Origin of the sequence: Microbacterium sp. (assembly GCF_040394595.1) — a bacterium.
Classification (GTDB): domain Bacteria; phylum Actinomycetota; class Actinomycetes; order Actinomycetales; family Microbacteriaceae; genus Microbacterium.
On the sequence record NZ_JBEBSA010000001.1, the window covers coordinates 15,417 to 28,759 of the forward strand.

Below are 13,343 nucleotides of genomic sequence, written 5' to 3' on the forward strand. Positions count from 1 at the left end.
GGCCTCCCGCGGTCCGGGGCTCAGGCCGTCTGCAGCGCGACCGGGAAAGCCGGCGCCTGCTCGTCCTCGGCCGGGACCTCCCAGCTCTCCGCATCCGACACCACCCCGCCGACGTCGGCGGCCCGATCGGCGGAGCGCTCCGATGCAGGCGCCTCAGCGTTCTGCCCCGCACGGTACGGCTTCGTGAACGCCGCCGTGCCTCGTCGGAGGTCGTGCCCGATCGCATCGGCCTCGATCTCCACCGCGGTCCCCCGCTTGCCGTTGCTCTCCCAGCGCCGCACGCGGAGCCTCCCCGTGACGATGACGGGATCCCCGATCCTGAGCGAGGACTTCGCGTGGTCGGCGAGTTGCCGGAAGGCCGAGACGTCATACCAGTTCGTCTCGCCCTCGACCCACGTCGAGCTGCGCGGGTCGTACCGACGCTGCGGCGAGGCGAGTCGGAAGTTGATCACCGCGTCCCCGCGTCCGGTGGTGTTCCTGACGGGCTCGGCGGCGACGTTGCCGAGGATCGTGACGGTGTCGTTCATGGTGTGCTCCTTCGTCGTCCGGCTCACGTCGTCCGGGTGGCAACAGCGTGCCAAGGACCGACGACGCAGCGGGCCGGAGAAACCCCGAACGGTGGAAAGGCCGGAGCAGAAGCGAATTCGTGAGGGGAAGTCAGCCGAGGTACGCGGAGAACCGCGCGCGCACCTTGTTGACCTTGGGCACGGCGACCGCGAGGCAGTACCCCTGCGTCGGGTTCTTGGCGAAGAAGTCTTGGTGGTAGTCCTCGGCCGGATAGAACTCGGCTGGCCCCTCGATCGTGGTCACCGGGGCGCCGTCCCAGATCTCGGCCGCACGGTCGCGCGCGGCCTCGAAGATCTCGCGCTGGCGCTCATCGGCCGGGAACATCGCACTGCGATACTGCGTGCCGATGTCGTTGCCCTGGCGGTTGAGCTGGCGCGGATCGTGCATGGTGAAGAACGCGTCGAGGATCACCTCGGCGGGGATCTGCTCCGCATCGAACGTCACCGCGACCGCCTCGGCGTGCCCGGTGGTACCGGTGCACACCTGCTCGTAGCTGGGGTGTGCGACGTGTCCGCCGATGTAGCCGGACACGACCGACTCGACACCCCGCAGCGGACGGTATGCCGCGTCCAGGCACCAGAAGCAGCCTCCGGCCAGAACGAACGTCTCCATCGTGGTCCTCTCTTCGGTGATTTCCACGCTAGTCGCTCCCGGAGGGCCACGGGCCGTCGTCAGTGGATGAGGACGAGGAGCACGGCGACGGCGATGAACAGGGTCCCGAACACCCTGTTGAGGACTCGCTGCCCTCTGGTGGTCGACGTCAGACGACGGAACGGCCGCGCCGCGGCGGCGAAGAACAGCCACATCACGAGTACGTCGACCACCACCACCGTCGCGATGAGGATGAGGTACTGCGAGAGCTGGTCCCGATCCGGCCGCACGAACTGCGGCACGAAGGCGAGGAAGAACACGATCGCCTTGGGATTGAGGATGTTGACCCAGAAGCCGCGGCGGAACATCGACCATCCGCTCTCCCTCCGCGCCGTCGCCGTCTCCTCCTCCCCCTGGAGGGACGGCCGCGCCAGGATCAGCCGGAGGCCGAGGAACACCAGATAGGCGGCGCCGAGGTACCGGATGGTCTCGAAGAGGATCGGGGATCGGGACACGAGGAGTCCCACTCCGGCGGCGACGATCGCGACATGCACGACGAGCGCGGCCTGCTGCCCCGCGACGCCCCACAGGGATCGGCGCCACCCCTGCGTCAGGGAATTCGTCATGGTGTTGATCGCCCCCGCCCCCGGGGTGAAGCTGATCACGATGCTCGCCACCAGCAGCGAGAGCCAGAGCGTCCAGGTCACCAGCACAGTGTAGGGAGAATGCGGTCGACCGGCGCCATCGCGGGGCGATGTCGGTGGCCCTCCGTAGATTCGTCCTCGGAAGGAGACATCATGACCGCCATCGCCGAACACCCCATCGCATCGCCCGCACCCGTGCTCTGGGCCACGCCGTCGCTCCGGTCCGGTCGTGAGACGCTTCAGCGGGCAGGGGACCAGCTCTGGCGGGTCCTCGACGCGCGCGGCGCCATCCGCGGCCATCTGCGCACCGTGGCCGACCCGCTCGGAGTGCGCTACCGAGCGGAACGGCTGCATCTCGCCACCGGCGCCTTCCGCGTCGTGGGCGAGTTCTGGAGCCCGGACGATGCCGTGGCCGCGCTCCGCCTCTGAGACGGGATATGCGCCCCCTGCAGGATTCGAACCTGCGACCCACAGATTAGAAGGCTGTCGCTCTATCCACTGAGCTAAGGGGGCTTCACCCTCCAGGCTATCGCGACGGGGCCGGAAAGCACGCAATCACTAGGATGGAACGTATGGCTTCAGCGACTGAGAACGACCGGCTCGTATGGATCGACTGCGAGATGACCGGCCTCGATCTCTCGGTGGACGAACTGGTCGAGATCGCCGTCGTCGTGACCGATTTCACGTTGACCCCGCTGGATCCCGGATTCCACGTCGTCATCAAACCGGGAGACGCCTCTCTCGCCCACATGAACGACTTCGTCACCGACATGCATCGCACGTCGGGCCTGCTGGATGACATCCCGAACGGGATTCCGCTGCCCGAGGCGCAGCGGCGGACCCTGGAGTACATCAAGCGCTTCGTGCCCCAGGAGCGCAAAGCGCCTCTCGCCGGCAACACGATCGGCACCGACCGGATGTTCCTCGCGAAATACATGCCCGAGCTCGACCAGTACCTGCACTACCGCAACGTCGACGTGTCCAGCATCAAGGAACTGTCGCGGCGCTGGTATCCCCGGGTGTTCTTCCAGGCTCCGGCCAAGGACGGCGGCCACCGGGCGCTGGCGGACATCCTGGAGTCGATCCGCGAGCTGCAGTATTACCGGTCTGCGGTCTTCATCGATGAGCCCGGTCCCTCCAGTGACGAGGCGCGCGACATCGCCGCTCGCGTCGTTTCGGAGTTCGGCACCAGTCTGTAATAGACTTACGTGGTTGCCTGCTTCAGCGGGCGCATGGTGGGTATAGCTCAGTCGGTAGAGCGCCTGGTTGTGGTCCAGGAGGTCGCGGGTTCAAGCCCCGTTACTCACCCCAGATGAGCGAGGTGCGAACCTCGACTGTTGAACCAGTCGGGGTTCGCACCTCGCTGGTTTTCAGGCCTCCGATCTCAGCGCGGATGGCTGATTGTGCCGACACACCCGGCGTAACGTGGGCCCTATGAGCGCTGATGTCATCATCCTCACCGGACCGCCCGGTGCGGGGAAGTCGACGACGGCCCGTCACCTCGCCGAGTCCTTTTCGCGGTCGGTGCACCTTCACACGGACGATTTCTGGGACTACATCGTCACAGGCGGGATCCTGCCGTATCTGCCCGAGTCCGACCAGCAGAACCAGACCGTGATGCGCGTCATCCAGCAGGCAGCGTTCACCTATGCTGCCGGCGGGTTCAACACAGTCGTCGACGGCATCATCGGTCCATGGATGATCGGGCGCTTCGCCGCCGACAGCCGCGTCGCGGCCGCACCCCGCCTGCACTACGTGGTGCTGCGCCCGTCCCGAGACGAAGCCGTACGACGAGCACAGGCGAGAACCCGCCCGGGTGCGCTCGTGGACGAAGGCCCCATCGTTTCGCTGTGGGAGCAGTTCGCAGACCTCGGCGGGTTGGAGCCCCATGCGATCGACACGACCGATCAGACGCCGCCCGAAACGCTGCAGGCGGTCGCAGATGCGATCGGCAGTGGCCGATTCGTCCTCGACCCGGCTGCCGCGCAATCGACCTGATACCCCCGGCAACCGCGGTCCCGCGATCACCCGCCCCTCCGCAGCGAGCGTCGGGGGGCGCTTGGCCACTGACCGCACGAGGCCCGCTCCTTGCACACATGCGCCGAAGCGGGCCTCGCACTGGCTCGGACAAGCATCTCAGGGTGCGAGCCGATGGAGGTCTCGCGGGAAGAGGGTCGCCTCCCGGATGTTGGTCGCTTCGATCAGCCGGCCGACCCAGCGCTCGAGGCCGATGGCGAAGCCGCCATGAGGCGGCATACCGGCCGAGAACGTCGGCAGATACGACGCGTAGGCGTCCGCCGCTTCTCCCCTCGCCTCGATCGCCGCCACGTAGTCGCCATGCCGATGAAGCCTCTGGCCTCCCGTCACGAGTTCCATGCCGCGGAAGAGCAGGTCGAAGCTGTTGCTCCACCGCGGGTCGTCCGGTTGGGGATGGGTGTAGAACGGCCGCTTGCGCATCGGGTACCCCTCCACGGCGAGCACATCGCTGCCGAGCTCCGCCCGGGCCCATCTGCCGAGCTCCCTCTCGTGCTCAGGGGCGAGATCGGGCTCGTCGGCCGGCGCCCCTACCCTCGCAAGGGCGTCGCGGAAGTGGATGACGGGGATGTCCGCGGGGATCACCGGGAGCCGCACCCCGAGCCGGCCCAGCGCCTCTTCCGCATGTTCGGCGACGGCCTCGACCATCCCCGAGAGGACCTCGCGGAGCACGGCGAGCACATCGCGGTGGTCATCGATGAAGCCGAGCTCGACGTCGAGTGAGACGTATTCGGCCAGGTGACGGACCGTGTCGTGCGGCTCCGCCCGGAACACCGGACCCACCTCGTAGACGCGCTCGAAGACCCCGACGAGCTGCTGCTTGTAGAACTGCGGGCTCTGCGCAAGGAATGCCGGCCTGCCGAAGTAGTCGACCTCGAACACGTCCGCACCCGACTCCGCGACCGTCTCGACGATCTTCGGGGTGTGCACCTCCACGAAACCGGCACGGTCGAGCGTCTCTCGGAACCCTCGCAGGCTCGCGGCTGTGAGCTGCCACTTCGCGCGCTGCGCGAGATGGCGCCAGGTCACCGGGGCATGGTCGAGCAGCGTCGGCAGCCCCGTGGACAGCGAGGGGCGCCAGAGTTCGACCGGCGGGGTGCGCGCAGGATCCGACAACGCGATGATTTCCGCACCCACGACCTCGACGCCGCCTGGCGCCTGCGGGTTCTCGATCGCAGTCCCGGACACCTCGACGGGCGTCTCCTCCGGCGGGATGTCCCCGGCGGCCATCTCGTCGGGGCGCACGACGATCTGCGCGAGCCCGCTCCGGTCGCGAAGCACGACGAAAGTCACCGTCGACAGCTCACGCCGCCGATGGACATGCCCGCGAAGGACGACTCTCTCCCCGGCAGGCATCGTTCCGAGCTCGGCGGCAAGGACGCGCGGGGGTACAGGTGATCTCATTTCTCCTCCAGGTGGTGAAAGCCCTGGAGGTGCGGGCGGGGGCTAGATCGCGGTGCCACCACACCTTCGCCGGCGGATCGCACCGGCCTCTCGTCGGTACGCCGGACGCGCGGGCGGCGTTCGCCTCGGAGTTCCTCGGCGGAGGATCGTCACTCCTCCACGTCGCCGAGGCCAGCCTACCCCGCACCGCAATAGGCTTGGTCACGATGGAGATGGAAGCCGAAGCATTCGAGACGCTCGTCATCGACGAGCTGGACCGCCTGCCCGACGACATGGTGAACGGCCTGGAGAACGTCGTGTTCGTCGTCGAAGAGCGCGCGGAGAACGGCGAGGATCTCTTCGGCCTCTACGACGGCCTGGCGCTCCCCGAACGCGGGCAGTACGGTCTGGGTGAGCTGCCCGACCGCATCGTCGTCTACCGACGTGCCCACCTCGATGCGTGCGAGAACGAGGACGAGCTGCGTGACGAGGTGCACACCACTCTCGTCCACGAGATCGCCCACTTCTACGGCATCGATGACGAGCAGCTTCACGAGATGGGGTGGGCATGACCATCCCCGCGGCGGTCCCCGATCTCGAGGAGGTGTTCGTCACCGCTCCCCTCGAGCCGTGGCAACTCGTCGTGTGGGACGATCCGGTGAACCTCATGAGCTACGTCGTGCGCGTCTTCCGCCGTTACTTCGGCTATTCCACGGAGCACGCGACATCACTGATGCTCGCCGTGCACCAGGAGGGACACGCGATCGTGGCGACGGGTCCGCGCGAGACCATGGAGGTGCATGCGCAGGCGATGCACGACTACGGACTGTGGGCCACGATCCGGAAGGCGTCGTGATGGAGGACGGCGCCGTCGTCGTGCCCCTCGCACTGCTGGAGGGACGCCATCTGCTCGCGCTGATCGAGGAGTTCCGGCTGATCATCGAATCCGCCGATGACGACGACCGCGATCTCACCCGGCGACTCGTGCCCGACGCGTACCCTGACGATTCCGAGGCGTCTGCGGAGTTCGGCGCGCTCACCCACGGCGACCTGTTCGAGCGGCGTCTCTCCGACGGCGCCGCCGTCCGTCAGGATCTCGTGGCCTCCGGGTTCGATGACGAGAACCCGGATGAGGATCCCCTGGGTCCGCGGAGGCTCGCGATCCCGGCTGAGCGGCTCGACGCCTGGATGCGCACCCTCACGGCGATGCGGCTGATGATGGCGTCACGGCTGGGAATCGGTCAGCAGGACGCCCACGACCCCGAGGATCCTCGTTTCGGCGTGTACGACTGGCTGGGCTATCGGCTCGACGGCCTCATCCAGCTTGCGGACGAGTTCGACGAGCAAGCCTGATCTCCGCCTCCGTCACGGAACCTCGATGCGGATCTGCGCGGAGGCCTCCGGAGCATGGACGCGGATGTGCTCATCCTCCTGCCTCGCCCAGCGCTCCCAGTGCGGGCGGAACCCGTCTCCGTCCCTTTCCAGGGCGCGCCGCCGACGGCTCTCGGCGGGACCGTCGACCCAGACGGACACGTCCGCCACGCGTGCCGCTGCCGGAGTGAGGACACCACAGCCTTCGAGGATCAGCCCGAGCGCAGGGTCGACCCCATGTGTCTCGGCTTCGGCGCTGCGCTCCCAGTCCCACCGCCGCCAGCTGCCCATGAGCCCCCGGGCGTGCGCCCGGAGAACGCCGTCATAGGCGCGCTGCGCACCCTCGGCGAGGCCGTCCCAGCCCGGGTAGAGCGAATCGAGGGCGACCATCTGCACCGGTCCCCCGATCGGCCATCGGTCGGCGACGAGACGGGCCAGCGTGGTCTTCCCCGCACCGCTGCGCCCGTCGATCACGACCACCGGGTTCGTCACCCCGAGCGCCTCGACGGCGCGCACGATCTCCTCCGCGGCGGCGGAGATCCGCTCGCCGAAAGGATCGCTACTTCTTGAGGGCACGGATGATACGGGTGATCGCCCGTCCGGCGACCCACACGAACGGCACGGCGACGACGAGCAGCGTGATGACGTTCGGCTCGAAGCGCAGTCCCTCCTCGCGCCGGACGTAGACGCCGAGAGGCACGGCGATGCCCCCGGCGGTGCCTCCGTCCATCTCCTCCGACCCACCGGCGGCGTACCCGGAGACGGTGAGCGCGACGGGTGTGACGACGGCGCCCTCCACGTCGATCGGCGCACCGTATGCGCTGTCGACGCCGAACTTGGCGGCCTGCTTTCCGAGATCCCCTGCGATGTGCGGCATGCCTCCACGCTAGTCGACGTGCGCACCGGACGCCGAGAGATCACTCCAGACCGCGCGCCTTCGGGTGCTGCGGCGCGCCGCGTCCCTCTCCTCTGCCCACATGCCGTGCACGCGTGATGGTCGCGTTGCCGAACCGCGCGCGAGCATCGTCGAGCGCGCCCTCGAGCTTCCTGCGTCCGGCATCGTCGTCCCACAGCGCCATCCCGCCGGCACCGGCGTCCTGGAGCTTCTCCGCCCGCACACCGATCAGGCGAACGGGATCACGACGCTCGATCTGCTCGAAGAGCGCGATCGCGGTCTCTCCGATCCTCTGCCCCACATCCGTCGGCTCCGAGAGCGAGAGCGATCGGGACAGCGTGGTGAAGTCATCGAAGCGCACCTTGATCGAGACGGTCCGCGCCTCCCAGCCAGCCTTCCGAAGCCGCTCACCGACGCGATCGGCGAGCAGCAGCATCTCCGATCTGAGCATGTCGGCATCGACGACGTCCACTTCGAAGGTCTCCTCGTGCCCGACGCTCTTCTCGATCCTGTTCGTCTCCACCTCTCGCGCATCGAGACCCCGCGCGAGCTGCTGCAGGCGTTCACCGAGGGAGGACCCCACGGCGCGCGCCAGCATCTCCGCGGGCGCCTCCCGCACATCGCGGATGAGGCGGATACCCCGACGCTCGAGCGCCTCCGCGGCTTTCGGGCCCACTCCCCACATCGCGCCGACGGGGCGCGGATCGAGGAACTCCTGTGTGCGGCTTCCCGGCACGATGAGCAGGCCGTCGGGCTTCGAGATCGTCGAGGCCATCTTCGCCACGTGCTTCGTCGCCGCAACGCCGACGCTGCAGGTGATCCCCACCTCTTCGGACACCCGACGCCGGATGAGTGCGGCGATCTCTCCCGGACTCCCCCACAGCCGGCGGGCGCCGCGGACGTCGAGGAAGGCCTCGTCGATCGACAACGGCTCGACCAGGGGCGTCACCTGCTCGAAGATGGCCATCACCTGCTTCGAGACCTCCTGATAGCGCCGGAAGTCGGGCGGCACGATCCTCGCGGTGGGGCACAGGCGGAGCGCCTGAGACACCGGCATCGCCGAGCGGACGCCGAAGCGCCGTGCCTCATAGGAGGCGCTGGACACCACCGAGCGCCCGTCGGGCGCACCGATGATCAGCGGCAGCCCGCGCAGCGAAGGGTCGTGCAGTACCTCGACGGCTGCGTAGAACGCGTCCATGTCGACGTGCAGGATGCCGGTGCCGGTGTCGTCCGCGCCGGCGGGCGACACCAGGCGTCCCGAACCATCGCCGCGTCCCATGCCTCCATTCTCCCGGAGGCCGGGGACATCAGCCCTCCAGCGCCGCGCGCTCCAGGATCAGCTCCCGCACGCGCGCGGCGTCGGCCTGTCCCTTCATCGCCTTCATCACGGCGCCGATGATCGCACCGGCGGCCTGCACCTTGCCGTCCCTGATCTTCTCGAGCACGTCGGGCTGAGCCGCGAGGGCCTCATCGATCGCGGCGATCAGGGGCCCGTCGTCGGAGACGACCGCGAGGCCACGGGCGTCGACGACCTGCTGCGGCGTGCCCTCCCCCGCGATGACGCCCTCGAGCACCTGGCGCGCGAGCTTGTCGGTGAGGGTGCCCGCGTCGACCAGCTTCTGCAGGGCCGCGACGTTCTCCGCGCTGACGAGGTCGACAGCGTCCCGCTCCCCGGCGTTCGCCAGACGGGTGATCTCACCCGTCCACCACTTCCGGGCGGCCGCCGGGGCCGCGCCGGCCGAGATGGTCGCCTCGACGACCTCGACCAGGCCGCCGTTGCGGACGTCCTGGAACTCCAGATCGGTGAAGCCCCACTCGGCCTTCAGCCGACGGCGACGGGCGACCGGCTGCTCGGGAAGCGCTGCGCGAAGCGCTTCGACGAGCGCACGAGGAGGGACGACCGGCAGCAGGTCCGGCTCCGGGAAATAGCGATAGTCATCGGCGTCCGATTTGGGACGACCGGGCGACGTCGTGCCGGTGTCCTCGTGCCAGTGCCTCGTCTCCTGGACGATGACTCCGCCCTCGGCGAGGATCGCCGCCTGGCGCTGGATCTCGTAGCGCACCGCGCGTTCGACGGAGCGCATCGAGTTGACGTTCTTCGTCTCCGTGCGGGTCCCGAGCTTCTCCTGTCCGCGCGGGCGCAGTGACACGTTGGCGTCGCAACGCAGGTTTCCGCGCTCCAGACGGGCCTCCGAGATACCCAGCCCCCGCACGATGTCCCTGATCGCCGAGACGTACGCCTTGGCGAGCTCCGGGGCGCGATGCTCGGCCCCGAAGATCGTCTTGGTGACGATCTCCACCAGCGGCACGCCGGCGCGGTTGTAGTCCACCAGCGAGTACTCCGCGCCCTGGATACGCCCGGTCGCCCCGCCCACGTGCGTGAGCTTCCCGGCGTCCTCCTCCATGTGCGCGCGCTCGATCGGCACCGTCACGAGGGTGCCGTCCTCGAGCTCCACCTCGACGGACCCCTCGAAGGCGATGGGCTCGTCGTACTGGGAGATCTGGTAGTTCTTTCCGAGATCCGGGTAGAAGTAGTTCTTCCGCGCGAACCGGCAAGACTCCGCGATCGAGCAGCCGAGCGCCAGGCCGAGGCTGATCGACGAGCGCACCGCCTCCTCGTTCACGACCGGCAGGGATCCGGGGAGGCCGAGGTCGACCGGGGCGATCAGCGTGTTCGGCGCTGCGCCGTGGTGCGCATCGTGCGCCGGGTTCGGTGCGTCGGAGAACATCTTCGTCTCCGTGTTCAGCTCGACGTGCACCTCGAAGCCGAGCACCGGCTCGAAGAGCTCGAGGGCCTTGTCGTAGTCCATGAGCTTCACAGCGGCCATCAGCGGGTTCCTCCTTCGAGCGACGGAGCTCTGTCGAGCAGCGGTCCGCCCCACGAGTCCACCAGCAGCGCCTCCAGCGCGGCGCCGACACGGTACAGACGTGCGTCCTCGCGGGCGGGGGCCAGGAACTGGATCCCGACCGGCAGCCCGTCCTCGGACGCGAGGCCGGAAGGGATCGAGATGCCGGGGACACCGGCGAGGTTCGCCGGGATCGTGGTCAGATCATTGAGGTACATCTGCAGCGGGTCGCCGATCTTCTCGCCCAGTTTGAACGCGGTCGTGGGCGCGGAGGGCGTCGCGATCACGTCGACCTGGGAGAAGGCCTGCGCGAAGTCGCGCTGGATCAGCGTACGCACCTTCTGGGCGCTGCCGTAGTACGCGTCGTAGTAGCCCGCGGACAGCGCGTAGGTTCCCAGGATGATGCGCCGCTTCACCTCGGGTCCGAAGCCCGCCTCGCGGGTCGCCGACATGACGTCCTCGACCGTGGGGCTCCCGTCAGGCGTCACCCGCAGCCCGAAGCGCACGGAGTCGAACTTCGCCAGGTTGCTCGACGCCTCCGCGGGGAGGATCAGGTAGTAGGCGGCCACGCCGTACTCGAAGTGCGGTGCCGAGATCTCGACGATCTCCGCCCCCTGCGCCTCCATGACGGCGAGGGACTCGCGGAACGAGGCCGCGACGCCCGCCTGGAAGCCGGAGTCGGGCAGCTCGGCGACGACGCCGACCTTGAGCCCCTTCAGCACCTGACCGGTCGCCCCCTCCCGGGCCGCGGCGGCGAACGAGGGCCACTCCTCGGGCAGCGAGGTCGAGTCCCGGGGATCGTGACCGCCGATCACGTCGTGCAGCAGCCCCGCGTCCAGCACCGTGCGCGTGACCGGGCCGACCTGGTCGAGGCTCGAGGCGAGCGCGATCGCCCCGTAGCGGCTGACGCCGCCGTAGGTGGGCTTGACTCCGACCGTCCCGGTGACATGGGCGGGCTGGCGGATCGAGCCTCCGGTGTCGGAGCCGAGCGCGAGAGGCGCTTCGAAGGCCGCGACGGCGGCCGCCGATCCGCCGCCGGAGCCTCCGGGGATGCGGTCCAGATCCCAGGGGTTGTGCGTCGGGCCGAACGCCGAGTGCTCGGTCGACGAGCCCATCGCGAACTCGTCCATGTTGGTCTTCCCGATGCCGATGAGACCAGCTTCGCGGGAGCGCGCGACCACGGTCGCGTCGAAGGGCGACATGTACCCCTCCAGGATCCGTGAGCCGCTCGTGGACGGCTGGTCGGTGGTGACCAGCACGTCCTTGATGGCGAGCGGCACTCCGGCGAGGGCGCCGAGCCGCTCTCCCGCGGCGCGGCGGCGGTCGATCTCCGCCGCCGCGTCGAGCGCGTGCTCGTTGACGTGGAGGAACGCGTGGACGTCGCCGTCGACGGCGGCGATGCGGTCGAGGTGCGCCTGCGTCGCCTCCACGCTGGAGACCTCTCCGGAGGCGAGCCTCTCGCCGAGTTCGGCGGCGGACAGACGGATGATGTCGCTCACTGCTCTTCTCCCAGGATCGCGGTCACGCGGAAGCGGTCGTCATCGGCGTCGGGGGCGTTCTGCAGCACCTGCTCGATGGTGAGGGTCTGCCCCGGCACGTCCGGGCGGAGCACGTTCTCCATCGCGATCGGGTGGCTCGTCGCCGCCACGTCCGGGGTCGCCACCTCCGACACCTTGGCGATGTTGTCGACGATGGCGTCGAGCTGTCCGGTGAGCTCCGTCACCTCGTCATCGGTGAGCTGGATGCGCGCGAGCACGCCGAGATGGCGCACGAGATCAGGGGTGATTTCAGACACCACCCCAGTCTAGTTCGACCGCCTCGGTGTCGATCACGGATAGCCGAGCACCCACAGCAGCACGATCGCGACAGGCTGCACGGCGATGCCCGCGATGAGCAGGCAGACGCGCAGCCCGCGTCGCTCGGCGAGTCCGGGATCGCCGAGCATCGGTGCCAGAGGGAGGAGCAGCCGCGGGAGGCTCTGCTGAGGAAGGAACACGGCGAGCAGATAGAGCCCGTACGAGGCCGGCCAGCTGACCAGGACGAGGGGATCGGCACCCGCTGCGAGCATCCGTCTGCGGGAGCCGACGATCCACCAGGCGAACAGCCCGGCGACCACGAGTACCGCCACCCAGCCCAGGAGACCGAGATAGCGTCCCCAGAAGAGGAACCACGGCGTGAGCGGCAAGAAGTCGACCCGGCCGATGAACCCCGCCCACCAGGCCGTCTCCGTACGGAGATACGCGTCGGGAACGCCGGTGACGGCTCCGGCGATCATCGGCCAGCACAGTCCCGCCGCGGCGATCAGGAGTCCCGAGACCACCACGGCCACGGTGCTGCGTCGCGACAGCCGGGCTCGTCCGCGCGCGCGTACCGAGCGCATGACGAGGACGATGCCGAGCGTCAGTGCGATCGCGAGCGCACCCGGACGGGTGAACGCGGCGACGATGCCGAGCCCACAGGCCAGCGACCACCGCTCGCGGCGGATGGCATGGAGCGCGAAGAACGCCAACGTGAGGAAGAGGCTCTCCGCGTACTCCGCCTGGAGCACGAAGCTGAGGGGGCCGAAGCAGAACAGCGCCACCGCCCACAGAGCAGAGCGATCCGACCCGTCGACCCGTACGAGCAGGTAGAGGCCGATGGCCGCGAAGGCTCCGGCGACCACCGAGACCACGATCCCCGCCAGGTCGACGTTCAGACCGGTCAGCGATACCGCGCGGACCACCAGTGGATACACCGGCAGGAACGCCCACTCGTTCGCCTTCACCTCGCCGTCGGGGCCGATGGGGAGCGACGCCGGATACCCCTGGACGGCGATATGACGGTAGTACGTCGCATCCCAGCCGCCGGAGAAGAAGCGCAGGTCGGGCGTGCATCGCGATCCGCAGTCCCCCTGAGCCGCGAACGGCAGCACGGCGAACAGGAACACCGTCGTCACCAGACGGGACAACGCGTAGAGCGCCAGCACGCGGGGAATCGCGCGCTTCACTCCCGCGGCGGGGTACGAGGGCATCC

17 protein-coding genes and 2 tRNA genes are annotated in these 13,343 nt (G+C 68.8%); 7 read left to right on the forward strand and 12 right to left on the reverse strand.

Features of this window, described 5'->3' with window-relative positions:
- Positions 1 to 20: 20 nt before the first annotated feature.
- The 3 genes from ABWO84_RS00075 to ABWO84_RS00085 all read right to left on the reverse strand — a co-directional run bounded on the left by ABWO84_RS00075 (position 21) and on the right by ABWO84_RS00085 (position 1,865).
- Positions 21 to 527 carry a single-stranded DNA-binding protein gene (locus ABWO84_RS00075; RefSeq protein WP_353111252.1) on the reverse strand — a complete coding sequence of 169 codons (507 nt, stop codon included), beginning with the start codon at positions 525 to 527 and terminating at the stop codon, positions 21 to 23.
- Positions 528 to 657: 130 nt separating this feature from the next.
- Positions 658 to 1,179, reverse strand: coding sequence for a peptide-methionine (S)-S-oxide reductase MsrA (gene msrA, locus ABWO84_RS00080; protein WP_353111254.1), 522 nt, complete (start codon positions 1,177 to 1,179; stop codon positions 658 to 660).
- Between the two features lie 59 nt (positions 1,180 to 1,238).
- Positions 1,239 to 1,865, reverse strand: coding sequence for a LysE family transporter (locus tag ABWO84_RS00085; RefSeq protein ID WP_353111256.1), 627 nt, complete (start codon positions 1,863 to 1,865; stop codon positions 1,239 to 1,241).
- A gap of 90 nt (positions 1,866 to 1,955) precedes the next feature.
- Here ABWO84_RS00085 and ABWO84_RS00090 point away from each other — a divergent pair, with 90 nt between their 5' ends.
- The gene (locus ABWO84_RS00090) at positions 1,956 to 2,231 is read left to right on the forward strand and encodes a hypothetical protein (RefSeq protein ID WP_353111258.1); all 276 of its coding nucleotides are present in this window, start codon (positions 1,956 to 1,958) and stop codon (positions 2,229 to 2,231) included.
- 11 nt (positions 2,232 to 2,242) lie between these two features.
- Here the strand turns inward: ABWO84_RS00090 and ABWO84_RS00095 are convergent.
- Positions 2,243 to 2,315: transfer RNA gene (locus ABWO84_RS00095), tRNA-Arg, on the reverse strand.
- Between the two features lie 59 nt (positions 2,316 to 2,374).
- On the opposite strand from ABWO84_RS00095, the gene orn reads away from it, so the two are divergent.
- The 3 genes from orn to ABWO84_RS00110 all read left to right on the forward strand — a co-directional run bounded on the left by orn (position 2,375) and on the right by ABWO84_RS00110 (position 3,800).
- A complete protein-coding gene (gene orn, locus ABWO84_RS00100) occupies positions 2,375 to 3,001 on the forward strand; it encodes an oligoribonuclease (RefSeq protein ID WP_353111260.1) in 627 nt (208 codons plus the stop codon).
- A 36-nt stretch (positions 3,002 to 3,037) separates the two neighbouring features.
- Positions 3,038 to 3,113: transfer RNA gene (locus tag ABWO84_RS00105), tRNA-His, on the forward strand.
- A 123-nt stretch (positions 3,114 to 3,236) separates the two neighbouring features.
- Positions 3,237 to 3,800 (forward strand): AAA family ATPase, encoded by a 564-nt coding sequence (locus ABWO84_RS00110; protein ID WP_353111262.1) that lies wholly within the window; start codon positions 3,237 to 3,239, stop codon positions 3,798 to 3,800.
- A gap of 138 nt (positions 3,801 to 3,938) precedes the next feature.
- On the opposite strand, the gene aspS is transcribed toward ABWO84_RS00110, so the two are convergent.
- Positions 3,939 to 5,240: an aspartate--tRNA(Asn) ligase gene (aspS, locus tag ABWO84_RS00115; RefSeq protein WP_353111264.1), complete on the reverse strand. Its 1,302-nt coding sequence runs from the start codon at positions 5,238 to 5,240 to the stop codon at positions 3,939 to 3,941.
- A 206-nt stretch (positions 5,241 to 5,446) separates the two neighbouring features.
- On the opposite strand from aspS, the gene ABWO84_RS00120 reads away from it, so the two are divergent.
- From ABWO84_RS00120 to ABWO84_RS00130, 3 genes are read left to right on the forward strand one after another with little or no spacing between them, the layout of a single operon-like run.
- On the forward strand, positions 5,447 to 5,791 hold the full coding sequence (locus ABWO84_RS00120) for a metallopeptidase family protein (RefSeq protein ID WP_353111266.1): 345 nt from the start codon (positions 5,447 to 5,449) through the stop codon (positions 5,789 to 5,791).
- The gene (clpS, locus tag ABWO84_RS00125; protein WP_353111268.1) at positions 5,788 to 6,075 is read left to right on the forward strand and encodes an ATP-dependent Clp protease adapter ClpS; all 288 of its coding nucleotides are present in this window, start codon (positions 5,788 to 5,790) and stop codon (positions 6,073 to 6,075) included. Before ABWO84_RS00120 ends, clpS begins: the two co-directional genes overlap by 4 nt.
- The gene (locus tag ABWO84_RS00130; RefSeq protein WP_353111270.1) at positions 6,075 to 6,572 is read left to right on the forward strand and encodes a DUF2017 family protein; all 498 of its coding nucleotides are present in this window, start codon (positions 6,075 to 6,077) and stop codon (positions 6,570 to 6,572) included. The genes clpS and ABWO84_RS00130 overlap by 1 nt, the downstream gene beginning before the upstream one ends.
- A 12-nt stretch (positions 6,573 to 6,584) precedes the next feature.
- Here the strand turns inward: ABWO84_RS00130 and ABWO84_RS00135 are convergent, their stop codons facing one another.
- Genes ABWO84_RS00135 through ABWO84_RS00165 form a run of 7 tightly spaced genes read right to left on the reverse strand, consistent with a single transcriptional unit; the run spans position 6,585 to position 13,341 of the window.
- Complete coding sequence (locus tag ABWO84_RS00135; protein ID WP_353111272.1) at positions 6,585 to 7,166, reverse strand: nucleoside/nucleotide kinase family protein; 582 nt, start codon at positions 7,164 to 7,166, stop codon at positions 6,585 to 6,587.
- Complete coding sequence (locus tag ABWO84_RS00140) at positions 7,150 to 7,467, reverse strand: hypothetical protein (protein WP_353111274.1); 318 nt, start codon at positions 7,465 to 7,467, stop codon at positions 7,150 to 7,152. Before ABWO84_RS00140 ends, ABWO84_RS00135 begins: the two co-directional genes overlap by 17 nt.
- Before the next feature lie 40 nt (positions 7,468 to 7,507).
- Positions 7,508 to 8,764: a DNA polymerase IV gene (gene dinB / locus ABWO84_RS00145; protein WP_353111276.1), complete on the reverse strand. Its 1,257-nt coding sequence runs from the start codon at positions 8,762 to 8,764 to the stop codon at positions 7,508 to 7,510.
- A 28-nt stretch (positions 8,765 to 8,792) separates the two neighbouring features.
- Positions 8,793 to 10,313: an Asp-tRNA(Asn)/Glu-tRNA(Gln) amidotransferase subunit GatB gene (gene gatB, locus ABWO84_RS00150; protein WP_353111278.1), complete on the reverse strand. Its 1,521-nt coding sequence runs from the start codon at positions 10,311 to 10,313 to the stop codon at positions 8,793 to 8,795.
- On the reverse strand, positions 10,313 to 11,830 hold the full coding sequence (gene gatA, locus ABWO84_RS00155; RefSeq protein WP_353111280.1) for an Asp-tRNA(Asn)/Glu-tRNA(Gln) amidotransferase subunit GatA: 1,518 nt from the start codon (positions 11,828 to 11,830) through the stop codon (positions 10,313 to 10,315). The genes gatB and gatA overlap by 1 nt, the downstream gene beginning before the upstream one ends.
- Positions 11,827 to 12,126, reverse strand: a complete 300-nt coding sequence (gatC, locus tag ABWO84_RS00160; protein WP_353111282.1) for an Asp-tRNA(Asn)/Glu-tRNA(Gln) amidotransferase subunit GatC — start codon at positions 12,124 to 12,126, stop codon at positions 11,827 to 11,829. The genes gatA and gatC overlap by 4 nt, the downstream gene beginning before the upstream one ends.
- A gap of 33 nt (positions 12,127 to 12,159) precedes the next feature.
- The gene (locus ABWO84_RS00165; protein WP_353111284.1) at positions 12,160 to 13,341 is read right to left on the reverse strand and encodes a DUF2079 domain-containing protein; all 1,182 of its coding nucleotides are present in this window, start codon (positions 13,339 to 13,341) and stop codon (positions 12,160 to 12,162) included.
- Positions 13,342 to 13,343: the final 2 nt, after the last annotated feature.